A 23,295-nucleotide genomic window follows, 5' to 3' on the forward strand; every position below is an offset into this window, starting at 1 on the left:
TATGAATAACAAACTACTCCCTCATTACATCATCGAATTTGAAATTAACGAAGCCGATAAATCACTTGTTAATCAATCTATCGAATTTGCCTTTAAACAACTTAGTTGGAATATTGTTTCTTCATCAGAACATAAAATTGAAGGGCATACTTCACTATCATTAAGCTCTTGGGGAGAATCGATTATAATTGATATTTCAGACACAAAAGTTATTATTGAAAGTAAATGTGTTGGGAATCAATTATTCGATTGGGGTAAAAATAAAAAAAATGTTGAGAGCTTACTTGAACAAATCAAACTTTACGAACAAAAAGAGTTTGTAGTTAATGAAATTCCTATTACTGAGTCTTCAAATAATGATTTTGGCGCAATCAGTAAAAAGAAAAGTAGCTTCAAGGATTTTTTACAAGTTTTTATTCCTACTAAAGATTATTTCTTTACTCCTATTCTTATTTTCTTAAATGTTTTGGTCTTTGTTATAATGGCAATAGATGGAACAAATATCATTTCACCAGAAGCAGAAGATTTAATAAAATGGGGCGCTAACGAGCGATCGCTTACGCTAAATGGAGAACTTTGGCGTTTGTTTTCATGCATTTTTATCCATATTGGAATCATGCACTTAATCATGAATTTATATGCATTGATTTTCATCGGTAGTATATTAGAACCTATCATAGGAAAATACAAATTCATAATTGGTTATCTAATTTCTGGATTTATTGCAAGTACAGCCAGTTTATGGTGGAATACTTTCTCATTAAGCGCAGGTGCTTCTGGAGCTATTTTTGGTTTATTTGGAATATTTTTGGCATTATTAACAACAAATTATCTAGATAAATCAACAAGAAAATCGATGTTAACCTACATTTTTATTTATGTTGGACTAAATCTAATGAGTGGATTAAAAGAAGGAATTGATGGAGCCGCTCATATTGGAGGATTAGTATCTGGATTTGTTTTTGGCTATGCTTTTTATTACGGATTAATCAATAAAGAATCAAAAGAAATAAACCATTGGATTCTGGGGATAATTTCGTTTTTAGGTATCGCTTGTTCATATTTAGTACTTCAAAAAATCCCAAATCCTATAGAACAATATAAAAACGAGTATGGTGAAGAAATGAACTATTTTGATCTTTATGAAATTAAGATGAAAGATTTTGAATTAAATGAAAATTTGGCACTAGAAATTCAAAACCAAAATGCTTCTTCAAAAGAGGAAATGATAAATTACATCGAAAATCATACTTTATATTACTGGACAGAGAATCTTAAGATTGTTAACGAAATTGAGAAATTCAGCATCCCAAAAGAGGCACTTGAAAAAAATGCTACTGTCAAAAAATATGTCTTATTAAGAATAAAACAAACAAAACTTTTTAGAGAAAAAATAAAATCTGATTCAGATAAATTTGACAAAAGAATCATCGAAATCAACCAAGAAATTGAAAATTTAATAGAAACAATTGTCAACTTATAAAAAACTGTTAAAAAGGAAGCGATTAAAACTTCCTTTTTTTTATTTCCTTATTTTTGAAACAAATCCAATGCAATGAACAAAAGAATAACTGCTTTTTTTATAATTTTCGCTTCGCTAACAACATTTGCCCAAGCACCACAAAAACCAAGTGCTGTTGAAATTTACGAACAAGTACAAAAGCTAAACTTCTTAGGAAAAGTGTTGTATGTTGCCGCTCATCCTGATGATGAAAACACCAAGCTTATTACCTATTTTTCTAATCATTATCACGCACAAACAGCTTATTTATCGTTAACCCGTGGTGATGGCGGTCAAAATTTAATTGGAACCGAATTAAGAGAAAAACTTGGAGCCATAAGAACACAAGAATTATTAGCAGCTAGAAGAATTGACGGTGGCGAACAGTTTTTCACACGTGCAAACGACTTCGGATTTTCAAAGGAACCGAATGAAACTTTCGCCATTTGGAACAAAAACGAAGTCATGGAAGATGTTATTCAAGTCATTGAAACTTTCCGTCCAGATATCATTGTAAATCGTTTTAGCCACAACACGCCTGGAACCACTCACGGACATCACACGGCTTCAGCAATGTTGAGTTTAGAAGCATATGATTTAGTAAAATATAAACCAAAACGCATCTTTTTCAACACATCTTGGTGGTTTTACGGAAGTCAAGAAGCGTTTGATGCAGCTGATAAATCAAAATTATTAGCCATTAATTCCAATGTATTTTATCCATTAAAAGGGAAAAGTAACAACGAAATTGCGGCTTTAAGTAGAAGTCAGCACAAATGTCAAGGTTTTGGAACTTTGGGAAGTCGTGGTGACGAAACCGAATATTTAGAACTTTTAAAAGGTGATTTACCAAGTAATACCAATCTTTTTGAAGGAATCGACACGTCTTGGAATCGAGTAAAAGGCGGCAATGAAATTGGAAAAATTTTATACGAAATTGAAAAGAATTTCAACTTTGGAAATCCGTCAGTTCATATTCCGAATTTGATTAAAGCGTATGATTTGATTCAAAAACTAGAAGATTCGCATTGGAAAGACATCAAATCGAAACAAATTATTAAGATTATTGAAGCGTGTAGCGGTTTGTTCATGGAAGCAGTTGCCGACACTGAAACCACAACGAAAGACAGTAATTTCAACATTAATATTGAAGTCATTAACCGAAGTCAGTCGAATGCAAAATTGATTTCTGTTAAAGCGTTACAACTTCCATTAGAAACAAAAAATACTGTTTTAAAAAATAATGAAAAAACAAGTTTCCAATTTAAGAATGTAATTATTGGTGAAAATATTGATTATTCCAACTTATTTTGGTTAAAAGAACAACAAACTGAAGGAATGTATCGTGTTTCAGATAAATCAATTCGTATCCTTCCTGAAGTTTCATCTAATTTTCCTGTTGTTTTCACCATAGAAATTGAAGGAAAAACAATTGAATTCGTAAAGAATATTTGCTATAAATTCAATAATCCTGATGATGGAGAAACTTATGTTCCATTTACCGTTTTGCCTGATGTTACCACTAAAATTGAACCTGAAGTAATTATTTTCAATGGAACACAAGCCAAAGAAATTACGGTTTCAGTAAAAGCGCACAAAGCCAATGCAAAAGGAATTTTATCTTTAAATATTCCGAATGATTGGAAAGTAAATCCAAAAGAAATTCCATTTGAAATTACCACTAAAAACGAAGAGAAAAAATTCACGTTTACACTTTATCCAACCAAACCCGAAATTGCAACAAAGTTGAGTGCAAAAGCTCAAATTGGAAACCAAATATTTGGTGATAAATTAATAACTATTCAATATCCACATATTCCAAAACAAACCATTTTAGTGCCTTCTGAATCTAAATTAGTAAAATTAGACATAGAAACTAAAGGCAAAAATATTGGCTACATTATGGGTGCTGGAGATGAAGTAAACAAGAATCTAGAAAATCTAGGATTCAAAGTTTCTACAATTAATCCAAACGAAATTTCTATAGAAAAATTAGATCAATTTGATGCCATAATTTTAGGAATTAGAGCTTTTAACGTGGTTGATGAGCTGAAATATAAGAACAAAATTTTATTTCAATATGTTGCAAATGGCGGCAATTTAATTACTCAGTATAATACCACTAATAATTTGGTAACCAAAGAAATAGCGCCGTATAATTTAGAACTATCAAGAGATCGAGTTACCGATGAAAATGCTAAAGTAACTTTCTTAGCTCCAAGTCATAAAGTACTTAATCAACCAAATAAAATTACTGAAAAAGATTTCGTAGGTTGGGTACAAGAACAAGGTTTATACTATCCAAATAAATGGAGTTCAGAATTTATTCCTATTTTAGCTTCTAATGACCAAGGCGAATCTTCAAAAACAGGTGGTTTAGTAATTGCTAAATATGGTAAAGGAAATTACATTTACACAGGTTTGAGTTTCTTTAGAGAACTACCAGAAGGCGTTAGTGGCGCATATCGATTATTAGCGAATTTAATAGCATTGGATAAATAAACGAGTATGAACAAAAACAAACATCAATGGAAAAAAAGTTATAGCATCGTATTGATAATGAATGCTATATACATACTTATTTTCTATTTAATAATGGAAATCTACACCTAATATGGAAATTTTAGATTGGATTGTATTATCCACTACCCTATTTTTTATTGTTGTTTATGGTGTAATGAAAACCAAAGGCAGCGCCAATGTTGAAGATTATCTTTTAGATAATAATCAAACTCCTTGGTTTACAGTTGGAATTTCCGTTATGGCAACACAAGCCAGCGCAATTACATTTTTATCTACACCCGGCCAAGCCTATCATGACGGAATGGGATTTGTACAATTCTATTTTGGACTTCCATTAGCCATGATTGTTATTGCATACACCTTTATTCCTATTTACCACCGATTAAAAGTATTCACGGCTTACGAATATTTAGAACAACGATTTAATATTCAAACACGAACATTAGCTGCAATTTTATTCTTAATTCAAAGAGGTTTAGGAACTGGGATTACTATTTATGCACCATCAATTATTTTATCAGCACTTTTAGGTTGGAACTTAACCTTTCTTAATATTATTATTGGAATTTTAGTTATCATTTATACGGTAACTGGAGGAACAAAAGCAGTAAACATTACCCAAAAACAGCAAATGTTTGTTATTATGTCAGGAATGTTTATCATTTTCTTTTACATTTTAGCAAACCTTCCAGAAGATGTTGATTTTTCAAACGTACTTCATATTGCGGGTGCCAATGGAAAAATGGATATTTTAGATTTTTCATACAATCCAGAAACCCGTTATACCTTTTGGAGCGGAATTACAGGAGGATTTTTCTTGATGCTATCCTATTTTGGAACTGATCAATCGCAAGTAGGTCGCTATTTATCAGGAAAATCAGTAAAAGAAAGCCAAATGGGATTAATTATGAACGGAATTTTAAAAGTTCCGATGCAGTTTTTTATCTTATTAACAGGTGTTTTGGTTTTTGTTTTCTTCCAATTTAACGATGCGCCTTTGCACTTTAATCCAACTAATGTTGAAAAAGTAAAAGCTTCTGAACATAAAGTAATATATGAAAATTTAGAACAAAAATTAGTTCAATTGAATACTGATAAAAAAATTGTAAATCAAATTTATATTGAACAACTAAAACACAACGAATACGATAATCCGATTCTAAAAAAACAAATGGTGGCACTTTCGCTGAAAGAAAAAGACTTAAGAGAAGAAGCAAAAGCTGTTATAGCCAAAGTAGATGGGAAAACTGAAACTAACGATAAAGATTATGTATTTCTTTATTTCATATTGAATTACCTTCCAAAAGGGATTTTAGGACTATTATTAGCTGTGATTTTTAGTGCCGCAATGTCATCAAGTGCTTCTGGACTAAATTCATTAGCAGCCACCTCTGCAATCGATATTTACAAACGAAATGTAAATGCAAAATCAGACAAACATTATGTTTATGCGACTCAATATTTTACAGTATTCTGGGGAATTGTAGCTATTGGATTTGCCTGTATTAGTTCGCTATTTGAAAATTTAATTCAGTTAGTAAATATCATTGGATCTATTTTCTATGGTACCGTTTTAGGAATTTTCTTAATAGGTTTCTATATCAACTACATAAAAGGGAAAGCTGTTTTTATCGGAGCTTGTATCAGCCAATTAGCAATTTTCTATATTTTTTACTTGGATATTGTAGGGTATTTATGGTTGAATTTCATAGGTGCTTTACTTACAATTGGATTATCGCTTGTACTTCAAAAATTCTTTAATAAGTCTGATATTTAAAATAAAAAAGTCCCGAAATATTTCGGGACTTTTTGTTGAATTAACTCTTAACTATTATTTTGACCATTCAGCAATGCTGTCTTTGTTCATTTTTTCGTAATCTGCATTTCCTGCTTTTACTGATAATGCTAATGATTCTTTAGCTGTAGCAATCGCTCCTTTTTTATCACCCATTTTAGCTTGGATTAATGATTTTAATCTCAAATACCAAAAAGGTACATCTTTATCTTTTGGTGAATTTGAAATAGCATTGTTTACCCAAGTCAAAGCTTTATTCAAATCTCCATTAGATTGATAAAAGTATTGAGCTGATGAAAAATAATCACCAGCTGAAGGACCTGCTAATGTTTTTTCAATGCTTTTCATTGCAATATCTTGTGTAGGAACTGTAAATGGGATGGTTACCATTGTTCTTTCCCAAGATAATTCAATTACTCCTGAATCATTAGTTAAATTATTTAAGAAAATAGATAATGATTCTACTGGTTTATTCAATGTCTCAGGCTTAACTGTAACTTTTAAAGCAACTTTAGATTCATCCCAATTTTCAGGTAATCCCCAATTGTTTGTATCCGAATAAAAAATAACATCCCAGCTATCTGCTTTTGGAGTTGTAAATAAAGCATATTTACCTTTCTTTAAATCTTTTCCTCCAATTTTAACATCTTCACTGAAAGAAACTGTAGTGTTTGCGTTTGCTCCTGTTCTCCACATTTTTCCAAATGGAACTAAATCTCCATAAACAGTTCTTCCTTTCGCACTTGGACGTGAGTATTCGACCTGAACTGTAGTCAAACCAACAACTTGTTCAACTTTTGCTAAAGGACTTGATTGAGGCGTTTTAACTTGCGCTTCTACAACAAAATTGGCTAATACTACGGCCAACATTACAATAATTTTTCTCATAGGTTTCGTTTTTAGATTTCCAAATTTACAAATTGTATTAGAATCAAATGTTAATATAAACTTAAATGAATAATTTTTTGTTTAATTTATAATTAAAAAGATTAAACAAATTTATATCTTTACAAAAAAAATAATATGAAAATATATCGATTACATACCAAACAAAACTTACCCATAACAATAGATGAAGCTTGGGATTTACTTTCGGATCCAAAAAACCTTCAAAAAATCACTCCAGAATATATGGGATTCAAAATTTTATCTGGAGCAGATAGACCTATGTTTCCAGGGCAAATTATTCAATATATAGTAACACCAGTTTTAGGAATTCCAGCAAAATGGGTAACAGAAATTACTCATGTGGTAGATAAGCAGTATTTTGTGGACGAGCAACGCTTTGGTCCATACGCACTTTGGCATCACAAACATTTCATTAAAGAGATTCCTGGTGGTGTTGAAATGGAAGATATTGTAGATTATAAAGTACCAATGGGAATTATTGGTCAATTAGTTCATCCGTTTTTAGTAAAACCTAAATTGAATGAAATTTTTGAATACAGAAGAAAAAAATTAATTGAAATGTATGGTGAATTTAAAGGATAAAAACATGAAAAACATATTATTAATAGGCGGTTCTTACGGAATAGGATTAGCAATTGCACAAGAACTTCAGAATGGAAACAATATTTTTGTAGCTTCAAGAACCAATGAAAATTTATCAGGTTTGAAAGTTACACACATTCACTTTGATGCTTCAATCGATACTTTAGATACATCAAAATTACCTGCAATTTTAGATGGTTTGGTATATTGTCCTGGAAGTATTAATTTACGTCCGTTTAGAGGATTAAAACCGGAAGCTTTTGAAGCCGATTTACAAATTAATTTCATTAGTTTAGTAAAAGTAATTCAAGCGGTTTTACCCAATTTAACAGCCGGTGAACAATCGAGCATTGTACTTTTTAGTAGTGTTGCTGCTTCAATGGGAATGCCATTTCATACGAGTGTTGCCGCAGCAAAAGGAGCTATTGAAGGTTTTGCAAAAGCTTTAGCGGCAGAATATGCTCCAAAAATAAGAGTTAACGTAATTGCTCCATCATTAACCGATACTCCATTAGCCGATAAATTCTTAAACAACGAAACTAAACAAGAAAAATCAGCCGAACGCCATCCGTTAAAACGATTTGGAAAGCCAGAAGACAGTGCACAAATGGCAAGCTTTTTATTAAGCGATAAAAGTAGTTGGATCTCAGGACAAATTTTCCATGTTGATGGCGGAATGTCAACATTACTAGTAAACGGATAACAAAATTAAAATATGAACATTTTTTGGTTTAGACGCGATTTAAGAATCGAAGACAACGTAGGCCTTTTTCATGCTTTAAGTAGTAATGAAGAAGTATTACCTATCTTTATTTTTGACGAAATTATTTTGTCGGAACTTCCAAAAGATGATGCTCGCGTTACTTTTATTCACGAACAATTAGAAAAGATTCAATCGGAATTGAATAAAATTGGTAAATCATTAGCGGTTTTTCATGGAAATCCAATTGAAGTTTTTACCAAATTAATTTCCGAAAATAAAATTACGTCCGTTTATACCAATCACGATTACGAACCTTATGCTCGCAAGCGCGATAAGGAAATGAATCAGTTATTTGTTGCCAATGGAATTTCGTTTTTAACTAGCAAAGACCAAGTTATTTTTGAAAAAAGTGAAGTCGTAAAAGACGACGGAACGCCTTACGTAGTCTACACACCATATTCTAAAAAATGGAAAGAGAACTTTAGAAAAATCAAGTTAGTTCATTATCCATCTGAAGATAAATTGGATAAAATTACGAAACACTCCTACCCTTTTTTATCGTTGGCAGACATTGGTTTTGAAAAATCAACAATTAAAGTTTCACCATTTGATGTTTCCGAAAACTTAATTCAGAATTACGAGGCAACTCGGAATTTTCCAGCTTTAAACAAAACCTCGTATTTGGGAATTTATCTCAGATTTGGTGCTGTTTCTATTCGAAAAATGATTGCAAAAGCTATCGCTGAAAAGAACGAAACATTTTGGAACGAATTGATTTGGCGTGAATTCTTCATGCAAATTTTATGGCATTTTCCATATACAAAAAATGCTAGTTTTAGACCAAAATACGATGCTATTATTTGGGAAAACAATGAAGAATTATTTCAAAAATGGTGTCAAGGAAAAACAGGTTATCCTTTTGTTGATGCGGGAATGCGTGAACTAAATAAAACAGGTCACATGCACAACCGAGTTAGAATGATTGTAGCAAGTTTTCTCTGCAAACATTTGTTAATCGATTGGCGTTGGGGAGAAACTTATTTTGCGCAAAAACTATTAGATTACGAAATGGCTAGTAATGTTGGGAATTGGCAATGGGCCGCTGGTTCTGGTGTAGATGCTGCTCCGTATTTCCGAATTTTCAACCCAACAGAACAAATCAAGAAGTTTGATAAAGACTTAAAATATATTAAAAAATGGATTCCTGAATTGGAAACCCAATATTATCCAAAACCAATTGTAGACCACAAAGAAGCTCGAGAACGTTGCTTAAAAGTGTATAAAGAAGCAGTTGGATAAAATAGCGTTGCCCTAAACACTATAAAAAAACCTAAAAATGAAAGTTGTTTGGTTCAAGAGAGATTTGCGTTTGCACGATCATGAAGCCTTACATGAAGCCTTATCGACTTCGGGCAAAACTTTATTGCTTTATATTTTTGAACCTTCGTTGATGAAAGATTATCATTATAGTCAACGTCATTTCGATTTTATAAAACAATCATTAGAAGCGCTTCAAAAAGAATTGCAAAAATATCATACCCAAATTTTAATTGTTCAAGGCGAAGCGACTACCATTTTTAAAAAACTTTCCGAACAAATTGAAATTTCAACAGTTTATTCCCATCAAGAAACAGGAATAAAACTGACTTACGAAAGAGATTTAGCAGTGGCTGAATTGCTTAAAGAAAAAGGAATCATCTGGAAAGAATTCATCACAAATGGTATAATTCGTGGTATCAAAAACCGAAAAACTTGGAAAGAAGATTGGTATGATTATATGGATAAAGATTGTTTACCATTTCAACCAACACCAAGAAGTTTTGTGAAATATATCGAAATTGAAGAATTAGAAAATGCATTTGATATTCCCTCGATTAATACAGTTCATAATCCAAATTTTCAAAAAGGTGGTGTTCCTACGGCGCTGCGTTATATGCATTCTTTCTTTGAAGAACGAGTGCAAAATTATAGCAATCATATTTCTAAACCCGAATTAGGCAGAAAAGGTTGTAGCCGATTATCACCATATATTGCTTGGGGAAATTTATCTATACGACAAGTGTATAACAAAGCTTGGGAAGTTCATCAACAAGGAAAATTCAAACGTCAGATTTCAAATTTTGCTTCACGCTTACGTTGGCAAGCTCATTTCATTCAGAAATTCGAAATGGAAAGTACTATGGAATTTATTGCTGTAAATAAAGGCTATCGCAATCTGAATCAAAAAGTTAACGAAAAATATCATAAAGCTTGGATATCCGGAAAAACAGGTGTTCCACTGGTTGATGCTTGTATGCGCTGTTTGAATACAACAGGTTATTTGAATTTTAGAATGCGTGCTTTGGTGGTTTCGTTTTACACACATCATTTGTTCCAACCTTGGCAAAATTGCAATCCACATTTGGCTCAACAATTTTTGGATTTTGAACCTGGAATACATTATCCGCAAATTCAAATGCAAGCGGGCGTAACTGGAATTAATACGTTACGCGTTTATAATCCCGTGAAAAACTCTTACGAACATGATGCTGATGGCACTTTTATCAAAAAATGGGTGCCTGAATTAGCAAATATTCCAGCGGAGTTTATTCATGAGCCTTGGAAATTAACTCCAATTGAACAAATGTTGTATGATTTTCAAATAGGTCGCGATTATCCTTCTCCTATTGTAAATTTGGAAGAAGCGCGTAAATTTTCGAGTGATTTCTTTTGGTCGATGCGAAAAGACGAATCCGTTAAAAAAGATAGCAAACGAATTGTTGAAAAACACACGTTTCAAGATAGAGAAATGAGTTAGTTTAAATCCCGAACTTTCTCATAATTCAATTCGTTAAAGTGCTGAATCACCACATTTGCTTTTGATAAATCTTGATTTTTGGAATGAAAACTATTATAACCTACACAAAAAATTCCAGCTGAAACTGAGGCTTGAATTCCGTTTGTGCTGTCTTCAATTACGATGCAATTTTGTTTTGGAGCAATCGATAAACTCGCAGCATGTTCAAAAATAGCAGGATGTGGTTTTGATTTCGGAAAATCTTCACCCGAAACAATATGGGTAAAATATTGATGCAAATTAAAACGGGTAAACACTCTGTTAATCGTAACATTTGACGCTGAGGAAGCAACAATTAATTGGATTCCATTTGCATGCAAATCTTTGATTAAATCTTCTACTCCTTCAATTAAATACAAATCTTCTTTTGAGTCGAAAGCATCATTGAAAAGATTTCGTTTGGTTAAAATCAAATCTTCAACCTCTTCCACTAAATTGAATTGTGTTTTTAATTTCTGAAAAATATTACGTGTCGAATTTCCGGTAAACGAGGCATACATTTCGGAAGTAACTTCTATATTTAATTGCTTAAAATGTTGGTGATACGCATAATGATGAACCGGTTCGGTATCTACAATTACGCCATCCATATCGAAAATTACAGTTTGTATCATATTAAAACTCAAATTCTTTGCCGTCATCGGCTAAAAGTACGTTGTCAAAAATAGTTTGTGCTTCTGTTTTGAAAGGTTCAATGGAACCATATCTAGTGGAATAATGTCCTAAAATTAAGTTTTTTACATTAGCTAATTTCGCAATTTGAGCAGCTTCTTTTGCGGTAGCGTGTTTGGTTTTTTCCGTATATTGCATTTCCGAATCTAAAAAAGTAGATTCGTGATATAAAACATCCACGTCTTTAATTATCGGAACAATAGATTCGTCATACAAAGTATCGCTACAAAAAGCATAGCTCATAGGAGCATCTGGCGGAAACGAAAGTAATTCATTTGTAATCACTTCACCCGAATCTAAGGTTACATTACCTCCTGATTTGATTTTATCAAAATACACTTTCTCAATTTTGTATTTCGCAACCGCTTCGATATTCAAATGGCGTTTTCCTAGCTTTTCTTGAAACAAAAATCCGTTTGTATACACACGATGATTTAACGGAATGGTTTTTACAATTACGGCATCATCTTCAAAAATAACTTCGCTTTCTTTTGATTCTAATTCGTGGAAATATAAATTGTAACCTGTAAACGAACCTGAAGCTCGTAATTGCAACAAGATAATTTCTTTAATTCCTTTTGGACCATAAACGTGCAAATCATTTTCACGATTTAATAACATAAATGTCGAAATCAAACCAATTAATCCATAAAAATGATCGCCATGTAAATGCGAAATAAAAATGTGACTAATACGAGAAAACTTGATTTTATGCTTGCGTAATTGCACTTGTGTTCCTTCACCACAATCAATTAAGAACATATGGTTTTTTATGTCTAAAACTTGCGATGTTGGATTGGTTATGGTTCTAGGAGTGGCTGCGTAACAGCCTAGTATTTGTAGTTTCATTTCAATTGATAGTTGATAATGAATAATTAACAATTATCAGAATTATCAATTTTCAATTATCAATTTTTAATTATTAAAATCCTAAATCGCGTTCAATTTCGTCCATTTCAATCATATCATGGGCTTCTAAAACAGAAGGAACTACATTTAAATAATTAGGAACTTTATCAAAATCAACAGCATCAGAAACCACAATCATTGATTTTTTTGCTTTTTTATGTGTTTTAGCTAACTCTTTAAAGTGAGCCAAATCGGCATTGGAAATCGATTGATCTTGTGATACATCCAAAATTAGGTTTTGACCTTGAAACACATGATATTCATTGGTTATTTTACCCACAAAAGCTTCCACATTATTTTGTGTGTCTTTGATGATGGTGGTATGCCCTTTTTGATCTACTTTCATAATCTGTTTTGAATAAACGCTAAGATACTAATTTTTAATCTTGCTTGCCAATAAATAAATCACTGCCATACGAACCGCTACTCCATTTTCTACCTGATTCAAAATCACTGATTGTTGTGAATCGGCAACATCTGAAGTAATTTCTACTCCTCTGTTGATTGGTCCAGGGTGCATGATTACGATTTCTTTATTTAACGAATCTAATAATTCTTTGGTTACACCGTATTGTTGGGTATATTCTCTTGTAGTTGGGAAATAACTCACATCTAAACGTTCGTTTTGAACACGTAACATATTAGCTACATCTGCCCATTCTAAAGCTTTTCTTAGATTTGGTTCAACAGTTACTCCTAATGACTCAATGTATTTAGGAATCAAAGTTTTTGGACCACAGACTTTTACTTCAGCACCTTGCATTTGTAGTGCAAAAATATTGGATAACGCTACTCTTGAATGTAAAATATCACCTACGATTACGATTTTCTTTCCACCTACATCGCCTAATTTTTCTCTAATCGTAAAACTATCTAATAAGGCTTGCGTTGGGTGTTCGTGAGCGCCATCTCCAGCATTAACTACACTTGCTCCAATATTTTGGGACAAGAAATGAGCCGCTCCAGGACTACTATGACGCATAACCACCATATCCACTTTCATAGATAAAATATTGTTTACCGTGTCAATCAAAGTTTCTCCTTTTTTAACCGAAGATTGTGCTGCTGAAAAACTAATAACATCAGCTGAAAGTCGTTTTTGTGCTAATTCGAAAGATAATTTGGTTCGTGTGCTGTTTTCGAAGAAAATGTTGGCAATCGTAACATCTCGTAATGATGGTACTTTTTTTATTGGACGATTTATAACTTCTTTGAAATGGTCAGCCGTTTCGAAAATTAAATCAATATCTTGTTTGGTAATATATTTTATTCCGATTAAATGATTTACTGATAATTCTTTCATTTATATGTAGTTGTGTGTTGTTGTTTATTTAGTTACCAGATATACAGCGTCTTCACCGTCATTCTCTTGCCATTTTACAATTACTTTTTCATTGTTAATGGCATCTACTTGTCTTCCTCTGTAATCGGGTTGAATCGGTAAATGACGACTGAATCTTCTGTCGATTAAGGTTAAAAGTTCTACTTCTGATGGTCTTCCGAAAGATTGTATTGCAGTTAAAGCCGCATTAATACTTCTTCCGGTATATAAAACATCATCAATAAAAACTACTTTTTTATCTTCAACTAAGAAATCAATTTGAGTTTTGTTAGCTTCTAATGTCTTTTCACCTCTTCTGAAATCGTCACGAAAGAAGGTAATATCTAAAAACCCTAACTTAATGTCTTGAATTTGATAATCCGATTCTAGAATTTGTTTGATTCTTTCGGCTAAATATTTACCTCTTGGTTGTAATCCTATTAAAACAGTGTTGGAGAAATCTAAATGATTTTCAATTAGTTGACAAGCTAATCGATGCAAGATAATGTGTACTTCTTTTGAAGTGAGCAAAACTTTTTGACTCATAGTGTGTTGTTTGTACAAATTTAGAATTTATATTTCTAATAGCAATCGTATTGTAAAAAAAATCCCGTTACTAAAAATAGCAACGGGATTCATATTAAGAATACATTTTCTTTCTTAATTCTTTGATTTTGTCATCTTCTAAATATTCATCAAATGTCATGTATCTGTCGATGGCGCCATTTGGTGTTAATTCTAAGATTCTGTTTCCTACTGTTTGCGCAAATTCGTGGTCATGTGTAGTAAACAATACCGAACCTTTAAAATTATTTAATGAATTATTAAAAGCCGTGATCGATTCTAAGTCCAAGTGATTTGTTGGTTCGTCTAACATTAAAACGTTTGCTCTAATCATCATCATACGCGATAACATACAACGCACTTTTTCTCCTCCTGATAAAACGTTACATTTTTTTAAGGCTTCTTCACCAGAGAAAATCATTTTTCCTAAGAATCCACGAACATAAACTTCATCGCGCTCTTCTTCGGTTTTTACCCATTGACGTAACCAATCTACCAAGTTTAAATCAACTCCATCAAAATATTCATGATTATCTACTGGTAAATACGATTGTGTCGTAGTGATTCCCCAATCAAATGTTCCTGAATCTGGAGTCATTTTATTGTTTAAGATTTCATAAAAAGCAGTTGTTGCTCTAGAATCTTTAGAGAAAACCACAATTTTATCGCCTTTCGCCATGTTTAAATCTACATTTTTAAACAAAGTTTCTCCATCAACTGAAGCTGATAAATCTTGAACGTTTAAAATTTGGTCTCCTGCTTCTCTTTCTACATCGAAAATAATTGCTGGATATCTTCTACTTGAAGGTTTAATCTCGTCTAAATTTAATTTTTCAATCATTTTTTTACGAGAAGTTGCTTGTTTCGATTTTGCCACATTCGCACTAAAACGACGAATAAATTCTTCTAATTCAGCTTTTTTCTCTTCAGCTTTCTTATTCTGTTGTGCTTTTTGACGTGCTGCTAATTGCGAAGATTCGTACCAAAACGTGTAATTTCCAGAATAATGTGTGATTTTTCCGAAATCGATATCTGAAACGTGCGTACAAACCGCATCTAAAAAGTGACGGTCATGCGAAACTACTAAAACCGTATTTTCATAATTTGCTAAGAAATTCTCTAACCAACCAATGGTTTCAAAATCCAAATCGTTGGTAGGCTCATCCATAATCAATACATCAGGATTTCCGAATAAAGCTTGTGCTAATAACACACGAACTTTAAGCTTTCCGTCCAAATCAGCCATCAAAGTATAATGATGTTCTGCTCCAATTTCTAAGTTAGATAGCATAGTTGCGGCATCGCTTTCTGCATTCCAACCGTTCATTTCGTCAAACTGCAATTGCAATTCTCCAATTCTGTTGGCGTTTTCATCTGTATAATCAGCATATAAAGCATCCATTTCTGTTTTAATAGCATGCAATACTTTATTTCCCATTAAAACAGTTTCTAAAACTGTATATTCGTCAAATAAGTTGTGATTTTGGTTTAAAACCGACATACGTTTTCCTGGTTCAAGAATTACTCTACCAGACGTTGGTTCCATCTCCCCTGCTATGATTTTCATGAAAGTAGATTTCCCAGCACCATTAGCACCAATGATTCCGTAGCAGTTACCTTGTGTGAAAGTTGTATTTACTTCATCGAATAAAATTCGTTTCCCAAATTGAACCGATAAATTTGAAACTGTTAACATTTTTGTATTTTTTTATAAAACTGTTGCAAAAGTACTAAAAATAGTAGATTTTTGAACACTTTAATTTAGAATTAATATAGGTTTATTTTAACTGTACCTTAACAACAAGATTTGAATATAACTGATACATTTGTTCAGAAATTAATAATCAAATGCATGATTAAAAATTACATTAAATATTTTTTACCCCTATCTATCGCCCTTTTCTCTACTTTGACTTCTTGTAAAAAAGTCTTCAAGGAAGATAATTTCGTGGCTTATTTTGGCGGGGAGGTCTTGAATCCTCAAGAGAAATATGTATTGTTTTTAAAAGATGATGAAGTGATTGACACTATTTATCTGGATAAAAACAATCGCTTCATGCATAAATTTGATTCATTAGCGCCAGGTTTATATTCTTTTAAACATGATCCTGAATATCAATATGTCTATTTTGATAAGAATGATAGTTTAATGGTACGTGTTAATACTTTTGACTTTGATAATTCAGTTGTTTTTTGTGGTCGTGGCGATGAGAAAAACAATTTTTTGATGGAATTGTATTTAAAAAATGAAGCCGATCGCTCTTTGATGTATGATAATTTTGATAAAGATGTTAAAAGTTTTATCAAGAATATCGACTCTAGTTTTGCTATTCGTAAATCTTTTTACTTAAAAAGAAAAGCAGAAATTGGTTGGGACGAAAATTTTGACTTAGTAGCAAAAGCTTGTCTTGATTTTCATCACATCACAAAAAAAGAAATTTATCCTTACGCACATCAGTTTAGAACTGGTGAAAACATTAGAACGAAGTTGCCTTCTAATTATTACGAGCATAGAAAAGAAGTAGATTTTGAAAATACACTTTTAACCAACTATTCTCCATTTATTAAATATGTAAGTGTAATGTTAAACAATGTTGCCTTACAAAAAGATCATTTGGACCTAAATGAAAATTCGTTAGAAAATAATATTGAGAAATTAAATATTACGGATACTTTAATTAAAAGTCAGAAAGTTAAAAATGTGGTATTGAATAATGTAGCCATGATGTATTTGTTAGAAGATCAAAACATGTACAACAATCAAAAATTCATTGAGCGTTATTTACAACTAACTACTGATGCGAAAAACAAAAAAGAAATTACCGAAATATATAATTCCGTACAGAATTTAAAAGTTGGGAATCGTTTGCCGAAAATCGATTTGATTGATACAGCAAACCAACCGATAGACATTAATAATATTATAAAAAAACCAACTATATTATTCTTTTGGACAAGTCATGCAGAATCTCATTTTGTAGCTTCACACAAGAAAATTACTGATTTAAAAGCGAAATATCCTGAGTATGAATTTATTGCTGTAAATGTAAACGATACTAAAATCAATTGGGAAAACGCTCTTAAAAAATACAATTTTGAAGACGTAAATGAACTACATGCCGTTGACTTTGAAACAATAAGAAAACAATGGGTAATAACAAAAATTCACAGAATCATAATATTAAAAGCTGACGGTACGATTAAAAATGGTTTTGCCAATTTATTTGACGTGAATTTTGAACAGAATTTGAAATAACAAAAATACAATCATAAAAAAAGCGTTCTAATCAGAACGCTTTTTTATTATATCAAGTCTAGGAAAATTATTTATTTCCTTTTTCATAATCAGCAATAAACTGAGCAATTCCGATATCAGTTAAAGGATGTTTTAATAATCCAGTAATTGAAGATAATGGTCCAGTCATAACATCAGCTCCAATTTTAGCACAGTTAATTACGTGCATTGTGTGACGTACAGAAGCTGCTAAAATTTGAGTTTCAAATCCGTAGTTATCATAAATTTGACGAATTTCATCGATTAAATTTAAACCATCTGTAGAAACATCATCTAATCTTCCTAAGAAAGGTGAACAATAAGTTGCTCCAGCTTTTGCAGCTAATAAAGCTTGTCCAGCAGAGAAAATCAAAGTAACATTAGTTTTGATTCCTTTATCAGAGAAATATTTACATGCTTTTACACCTTCTTTAGTCATAGGTAATTTCACTACGATTTGTTCGTGTAAGTCAGCTAACTCCTCACCTTCTCTAATCATACCTTCTAAATCCATTGCATTAACTTCTGCACTTACATCACCGTCAACAATGTTACAAATATCTACGTAGTGTTTTAGGATATTGTTTTTTCCTGTAATGCCTTCTTTAGCCATTAACGATGGGTTTGTAGTAACGCCATCTAAAATTCCTAATTCTTGTGCTTCTTTAATTTGCTCTAAATTAGCTGTGTCAATAAAAAATTTCATCTTTTTTAAATTTTAAAGTATTGTGTGTTGTTTTGAAATGCAAAAGTAAGAATTCAAAATGCAATGACAATGACAATTTCAAAAATCAATTTAAAAAATAAAATACTTTTGTTAAATAATTGATATTGAACTTGATATTGAATTTTGATGTTGTTAAAGTTTATAATGATTCATCAACATTTTCTCATACATCGTATCAGGCAAAATGCGTTTTAACACAATAGAAAACTTTTGCATGAAAGCCCCAACTTTATAATGTACTTTTGGTTTATCGGTTTGAATGATAGCGAAAATTGCTTCTGCCATTTCGTTTGGATTACTGCCGCTATCCACGTGCGAATCCATTTCTTTTAAGGTGTTTCCGTAAGGAACTTCGTAAGCCGAACCTTTAACAACCGGAGCATGATAACGTCCTGCTGCAATATTAGTAGCAAAATCGCCTGGAGCTACATTCGTAATTTGGATTCCGAAGGATTTTACTTCCATTCGTAAAGCTTCGGTAATTAATTCTAAAGCGCCTTTTGAAGCCGAATAAATGCCTCGATAAGGCAATCCCATATAACCAGCAATCGAAGTAATATTAATGATTAAACCCGATTTTTGTTCACGCATTTGAGGTAAAACCGATTTCATCACTTCAATTGGACCAAATAAATTCGTTTCAAAATTGTTTCGGATTTCCTCTGTTGGGATTTCTTCAATTGGTCCAGTAATTCCTACTCCAGCGTTATTAATTACAATATCCAATCGTCCTGATTTCTGGATAACTTCAGCTACACAATTGACAATACTTTGCTTATCGCGAACATCCAAAGCTACTAATGGAAATATTGAATTGGTGATTTTCTCAGGATTTCGGCTTGTGCCATACACCACAAAACCTTTTTGATGCAAAAACGCGCCTATTGATTTTCCAATTCCTGATGAACCACCTGTAATTAATACTACTTTACTCATTTTAATGTGAATTATATTGCGAAAATACGGCTTTATATTATTTCAAGGAAATTCCTAACCCAACTTTCTCCGAAAGCAGCACTTTTCCTTTTTCGATGGTGCTTCCAAAAGCGATGTCGTTGGCAATTAAATTCGCACCATCTAAATCTACATAATCCACTAACGGAACTAAAACAGAACCAGCTGAAATTCCTACAGTAGATTCGGTCATACAACCTATCATGATTTTGAAATCGTTTGCTCGCGCTTCTTTAATTAGTTGTAAAGCTGGAGTCAATCCACCCGTTTTGACTAGTTTGATGTTGATGGTTTTATAATGTGATTTTAAATCGGAAAGTTTTGCTTGCTCTTGGCAATCTTCATCGGCCATCCAATTCGCAAATTTAGTTGCATTCAAATGGGAATAATTTGAAATTCCGATTTTCATGGGTTGTTCAATGTAAGTAAATTGAGCTGATAACGGATTTTCTTCTAATTGCTGACATTCGGAAATTGAAAAACTTCCGTTCGCATCTAAAGCGATTTCTTTTTCACAATTCAGTAATAAATCCAACGCTTTTTCATCGTAATGATTCCATTTTACTTTGAATTTATTCCAATCGGATTTTGCTATTTTTTTCAATTGTTCTTCTATTGGTGCGACACTTATTGTGATAGAAGATTCGGGTAATTGTTTTACTTCAATCGAATTCAATTCTAAAAAACTTTTGTTTTCTAACTTTCCGTATAAATCCCAATACGCACAATCTAAAGCCGAACGCAAAAAGGAATGCAATTGTAAACTTTCTAAAAAAACATAAAATTCGGAAGGATGATTTATGGATTGTTTTTCAATTTGGGTTTGAATTTCGGCTAACTTCTTAGTGAAATCTGACAAGTTAATTCCGTAATAATCTATTGCTGTGCATTCGCCATAACCTGTTTTTCCGTTCTTGGAAATCGAAACAATCAGGGCTTCTCTAAACGTATAATTTCCATAACTAATTGAAAACGTTTCTTTTAGTTCTAAGCGAACAATTTGCCAAGTAATTTGCATAGGAATTAGAATTGGTGTAAAAATAAAAAATCCCGAACAATCGGGACAACAATTCAAAAGAAATAAAAAATGGCAAGCGACCTACATCGCACCGCTACAACCACATACCTTTGCTGTGTTCCCACCCTGGAGGAGTCTGCAGGAGCTGGTCGTGTAGGACTTGCCGGTGCAAATATACAACCTTTTTATATTTTTGCAAGGCAATTGTGAGTATAAAAAATCATTGTATATTTACCTTATTAAATATTTCAACCATGTTAAAAGTTAAGCTATTCGCTTTCATTGTTTTAGGTGTAATTTCTACTTCGTGTAAAGATGATGAAAATGCATTAAAAAATTTATTTTCGATTGAAAATCCTACGATAAAACCTATTCTTAAGTTAGAAGAAAGCATTGATTTGGTTCTTCAAAACAAAGAAAACAAGACAATAGATTCTGTTGTTTACTACATTAACGAAGTTAAAATTGGTTCGGTAAAAGGAAATGAAAAATTGCCTTTTGCATTGAGCAATCAGAAATTAGGAAACCAAACTATTAAAGCTTTAGTTTATTTTGAAGGGCAAAATATTGATATCACCTCTGGATTTTCCATTTATGCGAGTGCAGAACCAAAGATTTTGAACTATAAAATTGTCAATACATATCCGCACGATATCAATGCGTACACACAAGGTTTTGAATTCTATAATGGTGTTTTATTAGAAGGAACGGGACAATACAAAGAATCAACTTTGAGAAAAACTGATTATAAAACAGGAAAAGTAACCGAACAAATTAAGTTAGAAGATAAGTATTTTGGAGAAGGAATTACTATTTTAAAGGACAAAATCTATCAATTGACTTGGCAAGAAAAAACAGGTTTTGTGTATGATGCAAAAACTTTTAAATTAGAAAAAACATTTCCTTACGAAATGGAGGGATGGGGAATTACTAATGATGGTGAAAAACTTTACATGAGTGATGGTTCTGAAAAAATCTACATTTTAAATTCAGAAACTTTAAAAGTTGAAGATTATATTAACGTTTACACCAATGGCGCTAAGATTGAAGCCGTTAATGAATTGGAATGGGTTAATGGTAAAATATGGGCAAACGTGTATCAAAAAGATGCTATTGCTATTATAAATCCTAAGAATGGTTCCATCGAAGCTATTATTAATCTAAGTGAATTAAAAACAAAAGTTACAAAACATGTAGAAATAGATGTTTTAAATGGAATCGCTTACAACCCTACTACCAAAACGTATTTTGTTACGGGTAAGAATTGGGATAAAACTTTTGAGATTACTGTTGAGTAAACTAAAAAAGAAATTGGTTTCGATAATTAAATTTATGAAACCAATTTCATTACTATATCCTTAACTGGTAAAATAGCTTTCGTATTTTCAATACTTGGACCAGCTACCCAAACCGTTTTGTAAGTTACTTGTGTTGCTGCTTTTTCGGTGGCTTTCATTCCGATATAAAAACGTATCATTTTGACCCATTTTTTTAAAGTTTTACTTTTATTTAATAGCGTTTCTAACCAAGTTTGTTTGGTTCCAACTTTTTGAACATAAGGCGTGTTGATTACAGTACACGGTGTTCCAGAAATTCGTTCAGTCATTACAATATCTTTCGCACCATAATCGACACAAGCTTGTTTGTATTCGTTAGAAACTCCAGATTCAACTGAAGCTATAAACGGGCTTCCCACAGAAACACCAACGGCTCCATAGCTAAGCATTTTATCTAAATCAGCCTTACTTCCTACTCCACCAGCAGAAATTACAGGTAACGAAGTATTTTCATTTAAAGATTTTATAAGTTCTTCTGGACTGATATTTCCTCTGTGTCCACCAGCTTGATTGTTTACTGCTACTAATGCGTCAGCTCCTAAACTCTCTACTTTTTTTGCGAAAGCTAAATCGGTTACATCACAAAATACTTTGATTCCTACTTTATGTGCTTCATTAATAGTTTCTTCTGGCGAACCTAAGGAAGTTAAAATAAAATCAACTTTTTCTTCACATAAAATACGTAATTGTTCTTTGTATTTTACATTTGATTTATTGACAATCAAATTAAATCCAAAACTTCCTCCTGGAACTTTAGCAACTTTTAATTCTTGAATTGCAGCTTTTAATTCCTCTAAAGTTCTATAATTCAATGCTGGAATACAACCTGCAACACCACTTTTCATTCCTTCAATAACCATTTTAGTATTTGATACCAAAAACATAGGAGCCATAATTACTGGATGTGTAATTTGTAAAAGCGAAGTCAACGATTGTTTTTCCATTTTTATTTGAATTTATTTTCAAATATAAGAAAAAATAAAATACTATGCGCGCATATTACTTTTTCTTTTTGGGTCCAGAAGTTTTTGGAGCGCCTTTAATCTCATACTTACTTGAAGCTGTATTATAAACATAAGTACTGTTTTGAGTTTTAGTTTTCAATACAAAACTACCATCAGCGTTTAAAGTAAATTCGAAACCTTCACTTCTGTTTTTTTCCACATCATGAGAAGCTGTTTTATTTTTATCTAAAAAAATGGTTTCTTTTATATGAGATGATTTATGAATATTTCCTAACAAAAGTGTTTTGGTTTCGGTGTCCCAAAGTTGGTCTTCTGTAACTACACCATTTTCTTTTTTTAATTTGGTATCTAATTTAATTTCTTCTTTCCAATTTACATGATAAAACTTTTTACCTTGAGTTGTAAAACTTTTTACGGTAAAATTAGTTGGTTTAAAATCTACTTTGTCTAACTTTTTAACTTCTAATGTATCTATTTTATCTCCATTTTTCACAAAAAGAACTACTCGCTTTCCTGACTTTTCAGAAATAATTTCAGCAGATATGTTATCAACTTTAGTTAAAACAACATTTTTTGCAGCTGATTTTCCTTTGCCTTTTTGAGCAAAACCAATAGTTGATACCAATAAAACAAGAAGTAAAAATAGTTTTTTCATAATAGTAGGTTGTTAAATTAAGTTCCTAATATACAAAAAAATAGATAGGA

General features: G+C 31.9%; 21 protein-coding genes and 1 other RNA gene. 9 read left to right on the forward strand and 13 right to left on the reverse strand.

Annotation, left to right across the window (positions count from 1 at the left end):
• Position 1: 1 nt before the first annotated feature.
• From OJ995_RS09545 to OJ995_RS09555, 3 genes are all read left to right on the forward strand, one after another.
• Complete coding sequence (locus OJ995_RS09545; RefSeq protein ID WP_264369207.1) at positions 2 to 1,483, forward strand: rhomboid family intramembrane serine protease; 1,482 nt, start codon at positions 2 to 4, stop codon at positions 1,481 to 1,483.
• Between the two features lie 72 nt (positions 1,484 to 1,555).
• Positions 1,556 to 4,003 (forward strand): PIG-L family deacetylase, encoded by a 2,448-nt coding sequence (locus OJ995_RS09550; RefSeq protein ID WP_264369208.1) that lies wholly within the window; start codon positions 1,556 to 1,558, stop codon positions 4,001 to 4,003.
• Positions 4,004 to 4,115: 112 nt separating this feature from the next.
• Entirely contained in the window at positions 4,116 to 5,801 is a 1,686-nt protein-coding gene (locus OJ995_RS09555; RefSeq protein WP_264369209.1) for a sodium:solute symporter family protein, read from the forward strand.
• 54 nt (positions 5,802 to 5,855) lie between these two features.
• On the opposite strand, the gene OJ995_RS09560 is transcribed toward OJ995_RS09555, so the two are convergent.
• Positions 5,856 to 6,707, reverse strand: coding sequence for a DUF2911 domain-containing protein (locus tag OJ995_RS09560; protein WP_264369210.1), 852 nt, complete (start codon positions 6,705 to 6,707; stop codon positions 5,856 to 5,858).
• 135 nt (positions 6,708 to 6,842) lie between these two features.
• Between OJ995_RS09560 and OJ995_RS09565 the strand changes: the two genes are divergently transcribed.
• The 4 genes from OJ995_RS09565 to OJ995_RS09580 are packed head-to-tail and all read left to right on the forward strand — an operon-like array spanning position 6,843 to position 10,810.
• The gene (locus tag OJ995_RS09565; protein ID WP_264369211.1) at positions 6,843 to 7,310 is read left to right on the forward strand and encodes an SRPBCC family protein; all 468 of its coding nucleotides are present in this window, start codon (positions 6,843 to 6,845) and stop codon (positions 7,308 to 7,310) included.
• Positions 7,311 to 7,314: 4 nt separating this feature from the next.
• Positions 7,315 to 8,013, forward strand: a complete 699-nt coding sequence (locus OJ995_RS09570; protein WP_264369212.1) for an SDR family NAD(P)-dependent oxidoreductase — start codon at positions 7,315 to 7,317, stop codon at positions 8,011 to 8,013.
• 12 nt (positions 8,014 to 8,025) lie between these two features.
• Entirely contained in the window at positions 8,026 to 9,312 is a 1,287-nt protein-coding gene (locus tag OJ995_RS09575; protein ID WP_264369213.1) for a cryptochrome/photolyase family protein, read from the forward strand.
• Positions 9,313 to 9,349: 37 nt separating this feature from the next.
• Positions 9,350 to 10,810 carry an FAD-binding domain-containing protein gene (locus OJ995_RS09580; RefSeq protein ID WP_264369214.1) on the forward strand — a complete coding sequence of 487 codons (1,461 nt, stop codon included), beginning with the start codon at positions 9,350 to 9,352 and terminating at the stop codon, positions 10,808 to 10,810.
• Here OJ995_RS09580 and OJ995_RS09585 read toward each other — a convergent pair.
• The 6 genes from OJ995_RS09585 to OJ995_RS09610 all read right to left on the reverse strand — a co-directional run bounded on the left by OJ995_RS09585 (position 10,807) and on the right by OJ995_RS09610 (position 16,011).
• Positions 10,807 to 11,463 (reverse strand): HAD family hydrolase, encoded by a 657-nt coding sequence (locus OJ995_RS09585; protein WP_264369215.1) that lies wholly within the window; start codon positions 11,461 to 11,463, stop codon positions 10,807 to 10,809. The genes OJ995_RS09580 and OJ995_RS09585 overlap by 4 nt on opposite strands.
• A gap of 1 nt (position 11,464) precedes the next feature.
• Positions 11,465 to 12,370 carry a ribonuclease Z gene (locus tag OJ995_RS09590; protein ID WP_264369216.1) on the reverse strand — a complete coding sequence of 302 codons (906 nt, stop codon included), beginning with the start codon at positions 12,368 to 12,370 and terminating at the stop codon, positions 11,465 to 11,467.
• Between the two features lie 73 nt (positions 12,371 to 12,443).
• Positions 12,444 to 12,776: a ribonuclease Z gene (locus OJ995_RS09595; protein WP_264369217.1), complete on the reverse strand. Its 333-nt coding sequence runs from the start codon at positions 12,774 to 12,776 to the stop codon at positions 12,444 to 12,446.
• A 27-nt stretch (positions 12,777 to 12,803) separates the two neighbouring features.
• Positions 12,804 to 13,733, reverse strand: coding sequence for an aspartate carbamoyltransferase catalytic subunit (locus OJ995_RS09600; protein ID WP_133606516.1), 930 nt, complete (start codon positions 13,731 to 13,733; stop codon positions 12,804 to 12,806).
• Between the two features lie 24 nt (positions 13,734 to 13,757).
• Positions 13,758 to 14,297, reverse strand: coding sequence for a bifunctional pyr operon transcriptional regulator/uracil phosphoribosyltransferase PyrR (gene pyrR, locus OJ995_RS09605; RefSeq protein ID WP_264369218.1), 540 nt, complete (start codon positions 14,295 to 14,297; stop codon positions 13,758 to 13,760).
• 94 nt (positions 14,298 to 14,391) lie between these two features.
• The gene (locus tag OJ995_RS09610; RefSeq protein ID WP_133606512.1) at positions 14,392 to 16,011 is read right to left on the reverse strand and encodes an ABC-F family ATP-binding cassette domain-containing protein; all 1,620 of its coding nucleotides are present in this window, start codon (positions 16,009 to 16,011) and stop codon (positions 14,392 to 14,394) included.
• Between the two features lie 156 nt (positions 16,012 to 16,167).
• Here OJ995_RS09610 and OJ995_RS09615 point away from each other — a divergent pair, with 156 nt between their 5' ends.
• Positions 16,168 to 17,571: a TlpA family protein disulfide reductase gene (locus OJ995_RS09615; protein ID WP_264369219.1), complete on the forward strand. Its 1,404-nt coding sequence runs from the start codon at positions 16,168 to 16,170 to the stop codon at positions 17,569 to 17,571.
• 67 nt (positions 17,572 to 17,638) lie between these two features.
• Here the strand turns inward: OJ995_RS09615 and fsa are convergent, their stop codons facing one another.
• From fsa to ffs, 4 genes are all read right to left on the reverse strand, one after another.
• On the reverse strand, positions 17,639 to 18,295 hold the full coding sequence (gene fsa, locus OJ995_RS09620) for a fructose-6-phosphate aldolase (protein ID WP_026726663.1): 657 nt from the start codon (positions 18,293 to 18,295) through the stop codon (positions 17,639 to 17,641).
• A 153-nt stretch (positions 18,296 to 18,448) separates the two neighbouring features.
• A complete protein-coding gene (locus OJ995_RS09625) occupies positions 18,449 to 19,252 on the reverse strand; it encodes an SDR family oxidoreductase (RefSeq protein WP_264369220.1) in 804 nt (267 codons plus the stop codon).
• 37 nt (positions 19,253 to 19,289) lie between these two features.
• Positions 19,290 to 20,288, reverse strand: coding sequence for an enolase C-terminal domain-like protein (locus OJ995_RS09630; protein ID WP_264369221.1), 999 nt, complete (start codon positions 20,286 to 20,288; stop codon positions 19,290 to 19,292).
• 68 nt (positions 20,289 to 20,356) lie between these two features.
• Positions 20,357 to 20,454: signal recognition particle sRNA small type (ffs, locus tag OJ995_RS09635), an RNA gene on the reverse strand.
• An 88-nt stretch (positions 20,455 to 20,542) separates the two neighbouring features.
• Here ffs and OJ995_RS09640 point away from each other — a divergent pair.
• Entirely contained in the window at positions 20,543 to 21,586 is a 1,044-nt protein-coding gene (locus OJ995_RS09640) for a glutaminyl-peptide cyclotransferase (protein ID WP_264369222.1), read from the forward strand.
• 32 nt (positions 21,587 to 21,618) lie between these two features.
• Here OJ995_RS09640 and OJ995_RS09645 read toward each other — a convergent pair whose 3' ends face one another.
• Positions 21,619 to 22,569, reverse strand: coding sequence for an NAD(P)H-dependent flavin oxidoreductase (locus tag OJ995_RS09645; protein ID WP_264369223.1), 951 nt, complete (start codon positions 22,567 to 22,569; stop codon positions 21,619 to 21,621).
• 55 nt (positions 22,570 to 22,624) lie between these two features.
• Entirely contained in the window at positions 22,625 to 23,245 is a 621-nt protein-coding gene (locus OJ995_RS09650) for a hypothetical protein (protein WP_264369224.1), read from the reverse strand.
• Between the last annotated feature and the right edge of the window lie 50 nt (positions 23,246 to 23,295).

This window comes from Flavobacterium lacisediminis (genome assembly GCF_025909975.1).
GTDB lineage: Bacteria > Bacteroidota > Bacteroidia > Flavobacteriales > Flavobacteriaceae > Flavobacterium > Flavobacterium lacisediminis.